This window comes from Actinoplanes sp. NPDC048791, assembly GCF_040650095.1.
Lineage (GTDB): Bacteria > Actinomycetota > Actinomycetes > Mycobacteriales > Micromonosporaceae > Actinoplanes.
In genome coordinates this window covers 2580-6212 of the sequence record NZ_JBEZGQ010000487.1, presented here as the reverse complement: position 1 = coordinate 6212, position 3633 = coordinate 2580, and the positions used below count along the sequence as shown (strand labels likewise).

Below are 3633 nucleotides of genomic sequence, written 5' to 3'. Positions count from 1 at the left end.
GGAGCCGCGCCCGCGCTCGCGACGGGTCCGCCGGCCCGGCGGCGACCGGTCGTCCCGGAGGTACGCACGCGCTCGGCATACCCGGGCGACGACGGCTGATGCACCGGAACACGGGCAGGCCCGGGCAGCCGGCGACGAGGCTGGAGCGGGAGGGCTGGAGCCCGCCCCCGACGTGACCCTGCCCTAGGACCTCGAAGTCTGGGGCTGTGACGCGCCCTTGCCGCCCTTCAGGAGCTGACGCCGGACGTCGCCCGAGCGGGCGGCCAGGGACCAGCCGGTGGCCGACGACACCAGCCGCAGCGCGTCGATCGTCGCGCCCTTCACCCGGCCCGGGCAGGGCTGGCCGACCGCGGGCGCCACGGAGGTGCCCGAGATGCCGAAACTCGCGCCGGCGAGCCGGAAGCCGGTGATGCCCGTGGCGCCATAGCCGGTGGTCGCGCGTTTGCGGACCACGGCGTCGGTCAGCTCGTAGCGACCGAACTCCCGGTGGTGCACCAGCGGGTACGTGCGCTTGCCGCAGACGACGGAGTAGGTGTCGTCGGTCCAGAAGTCGTGGTCGAAGGCGACACCGCCGGCGCGCGCGGCGAGCTTCGCGGGGGTCCAGCCGAAGGCCTGCCGGACGTCCGCCGCGGCGACGAAACCGGTGCGGTTGACGGGGTTGTAGGTCACCGCCGCGGACGCCGGGGCGGCGAACGTGACACCGGCGGCGAGCGTCGCACCGGCGACAGCGGGCCGGGAAAGGCAACGCCAAGACATGTCTGACTCCTGAATCGGTTCGCGGGCGCCCCCGGGCGCCAACCCCCCGGCGGGGCGCCCCCCCCCCCCCCGCCCCGCCCCCCCCCCCCCCCGACGGGTGCCTCCGCCGACTAACGATCAACGCGGCCGTCAGGGTGCGTCGCCCGCGCACGACAACGCCCCGTCGCGGCGGGCTAGACGGATTTGGTGGCGCCGGCGTCGATGCGCCAGTTTGCGCCGATCGTGCTGGACATGGTCGGGGACGACAGCAGGAGCACCGCGCGGGCGATCTCTTCCGGTTCGATCAGGGTGCCGGTGAGCATGCCGCTCTGGCCCGGCATCGTGGCGAGCAGCGTCCCGTGGTCGACGCCGAGATGCTCCGCCAGCTGGGCGGCGAAGCCGTCCTTGCCCTCCATCAGGTCCGTACGCGTCCCGCTCGGGGTGACCACATTGACCCGGACGCCCTGCGCGCCCAGCTTCTCGGCCAGTCCGCGGGAGAACGCGTTGAGGGCGGCCTTCGCAGTGCTGTACGGCAGCGGCGCCGCCCCGGGACGCAGGGCGCTGTCGGAGCTGATGTTGACGACGGCTCCCCGCGCCGCGATCAGGGCGGGCAGTGCGGCCCGGGTGCTGCGCACGGTCGCGTCGAGGTTCAGTGCGAACGTGCGGGTCCAGTCGTCGTCGCCGCCGTCGAGGGGATCGGTGAACGACGCCTCGCTCATGGTGCCGCCGCCGGCGTTGTTGACCAGGACGTCGAGGCGGGGGTCGGCGGCGAGGACGGCCTGCACCATCCGGCGCGGGCCGTCCGCCTCGGCGAGGTCGGCGGCCACGAAGGAGGCTCCGGTGGCCTCGAGCTCGGGAGTGCTGTTCCGGGACACGGCGGTGACCGAGGCACCCTCGGCCACGAAGGCCCGGACGATCGCGAGGCCGATGCCCTTGCTGGCGCCGGTGACGAGAACACGCTTGCCGGTGAGTTGAAGATCCATGCGTTAACTGCAACACGTGAGTGTCAGTTAAGTCAATAACTGTGTCATTGCCGTCTCAGTTAACCGCTCGGTAGAGTGGGCCGCGATGAGAGCGGACGCGGAACGCAGTACGGCCCGGATCCTCGAGGCCGCCGAAGCCGTGCTCGCCGACGACCCGAACGCCTCGCTGGAACGAATCGGCGACGCCGCCGGGGTCGCCCGCGCGACCGTCCACCGGCGCTTCACCTCCCGGCAGGCGCTGCTCGATGCGCTGAGGGAGCAGCTCAACGAGCGCTATCTGCTCGTGATCGAGCAGGCCAGCGTGCGGACGGCGCCGCCCGTGCTGGCCCTGCACCGGGTCTCGGAGATCGTCTTCGAGCTGAAGATGAGCCACCGGTTCACCATCACCCTGGCCTCGGCGCCCAGCCGGGAGGTCCAGGACGGTCTCGACCTGCTGTTCACCCGCCTGCACGCGGCGGGCGCGATCACCGCCGCCGGCCCGGCCTGGTGCCGGCGGGTCTACCTGGCTCTAATGACAGAGGTCCATCTGCTCCCCGACGACGCGCCGGAGCTGGCCGAGGCCGGCGGCCGCGCCGGCCTGCTGGTCAGGACCGTGCTGGGCGCCCTCGGCGGTCGCTGACAGCAGCCTCAGGGCAGAGGGACGACGTAGGAGTCGACCCGGGCGATGCGGCCGTCGCGGAAGGTGAACAGGTCGTTGAAGGCGAAGCGGAACGGGCCGTGGTCGACGGTGGCGCCGCGACCTTCACCGGTGGTGATGACGACCGGGCCGTCCTCGAAGATCCGGTGGAGGTCGAGGTCGGGGTGGCCGGTGAAGGCTGGGTTCTCGATCTCGCCGTCGAACTCCGCCTTGCCCTGAGTGGTCCGGTGGCCGTGGATGACCCACTCGACGTCGTCGGTGAGGGTGGCCAGGATGCGCGGGTGGTCGCCGGTCCGGAAGCCGGCGAAGTACTCCGCCACGAGGTCGCGCTGGGTCACGATGTGCTCCGTCCGGGGTGCCGCAGGTGGGTTTCGAGGGCTTCGAGGATCGCGGCGAGCCCGTCGGCCGCCTGGGTGGTGCGCAGCTCCGGAGGCAGCCGGCGCTGGTGGACGGTGAGGTCCGTGCCGGTGTCCGCCGCGCGGATGGTCACGGTGGTGCGCAGGCCGGTGACGGGCTCGTCGAACACCAGCTCGTGCGGCTCGGTGACGGTCACGTAGACGAACCGCAGCCGGCGGGTCGTGCCGTCGGGCGCGCGGGTGTCGAGGGCGAACTCGCCGCCCGGGCGCAGGTCGACGGTGACCGAGCCGGCGGGCACCGTCGCGTGTGAACCGCCCCAGAATGCCGCGATGCTCGCGGGTGCGGTGAAGGCCGCCCAGACGCGGGCGGGTCCGGCCGGGAGGTGGCGGCGGGCGATCAGTTCGTCGCCGCGCAGGTCGGCGGTCACCGGTCCGCCCCCTCGTCGGTCAGGTGCTGTTCGAGGGCGTCGAGCCGGTCGGCCCAGGTGCGGCGCTGGTCGTCGATCCAGGTGCTGAGCAGCGCCAGTTGGTCGGTGCGGAGCCGGCAGGGGCGCCGGGTGCCCTCGCGGCGCTGTTCCACCAGGCCGCAGCGGCGCAGCACACCGACGTGGTGGGAGATCGCCTGCGAGGTCAGGTCGAACGGGGCGGCGAGCTCCCCCACCGTGGCGTCACCGTGCGCCAGGCGGGCCACCAGGGACCGCCGGACGGGGTCGCCGAGAGCGGCGAAGGCGGAGTCGAGGTCCATGGCTCCACCCTAACGCAAACCGTCGTTTGCACAAGTGACCGTTTGCATTTGCGATGGACCGGGCTGGACGGGCCTGGACACCGCTGAACCCTGGAGGCTGGACGGCGGCCCGACGAAGAGTTCTTCCACACGTTCAACACGCTGCACAACGCGAACAAGCAGATCGTGATCAGCTCG

Annotated in this window: 6 protein-coding genes; 1 reads left to right on the top strand and 5 read right to left on the bottom strand. The window is 72.5% G+C overall.

Going from position 1 to position 3633, the window contains the following annotated elements; all coding sequences use genetic code 11:
• Positions 1-183: 183 nt before the first annotated feature.
• Positions 184-756 (bottom strand): hypothetical protein, encoded by a 573-nt coding sequence (locus AB0C29_RS28800; protein ID WP_360826409.1) that lies wholly within the window; start codon positions 754-756, stop codon positions 184-186.
• Between the two features lie 173 nt (positions 757-929).
• The gene (locus AB0C29_RS28795) at positions 930-1718 is read right to left on the bottom strand and encodes an SDR family NAD(P)-dependent oxidoreductase (RefSeq protein WP_360826406.1); all 789 of its coding nucleotides are present in this window, start codon (positions 1716-1718) and stop codon (positions 930-932) included.
• 85 nt (positions 1719-1803) lie between these two features.
• Between AB0C29_RS28795 and AB0C29_RS28790 the strand changes: the two genes are divergently transcribed.
• A complete protein-coding gene (locus tag AB0C29_RS28790; protein WP_360826404.1) occupies positions 1804-2337 on the top strand; it encodes a helix-turn-helix domain-containing protein in 534 nt (177 codons plus the stop codon).
• Positions 2338-2345: 8 nt separating this feature from the next.
• On the opposite strand, the gene AB0C29_RS28785 is transcribed toward AB0C29_RS28790, so the two are convergent.
• From AB0C29_RS28785 to AB0C29_RS28775, 3 genes are read right to left on the bottom strand one after another with little or no spacing between them, the layout of a single operon-like run.
• A complete protein-coding gene (locus AB0C29_RS28785; RefSeq protein ID WP_360826401.1) occupies positions 2346-2693 on the bottom strand; it encodes a nuclear transport factor 2 family protein in 348 nt (115 codons plus the stop codon).
• Complete coding sequence (locus AB0C29_RS28780) at positions 2690-3139, bottom strand: SRPBCC domain-containing protein (protein WP_360826398.1); 450 nt, start codon at positions 3137-3139, stop codon at positions 2690-2692. The genes AB0C29_RS28785 and AB0C29_RS28780 overlap by 4 nt, the downstream gene beginning before the upstream one ends.
• Positions 3136-3456: a metalloregulator ArsR/SmtB family transcription factor gene (locus AB0C29_RS28775; protein WP_360826395.1), complete on the bottom strand. Its 321-nt coding sequence runs from the start codon at positions 3454-3456 to the stop codon at positions 3136-3138. The genes AB0C29_RS28780 and AB0C29_RS28775 overlap by 4 nt, the downstream gene beginning before the upstream one ends.
• Positions 3457-3633: the final 177 nt, after the last annotated feature.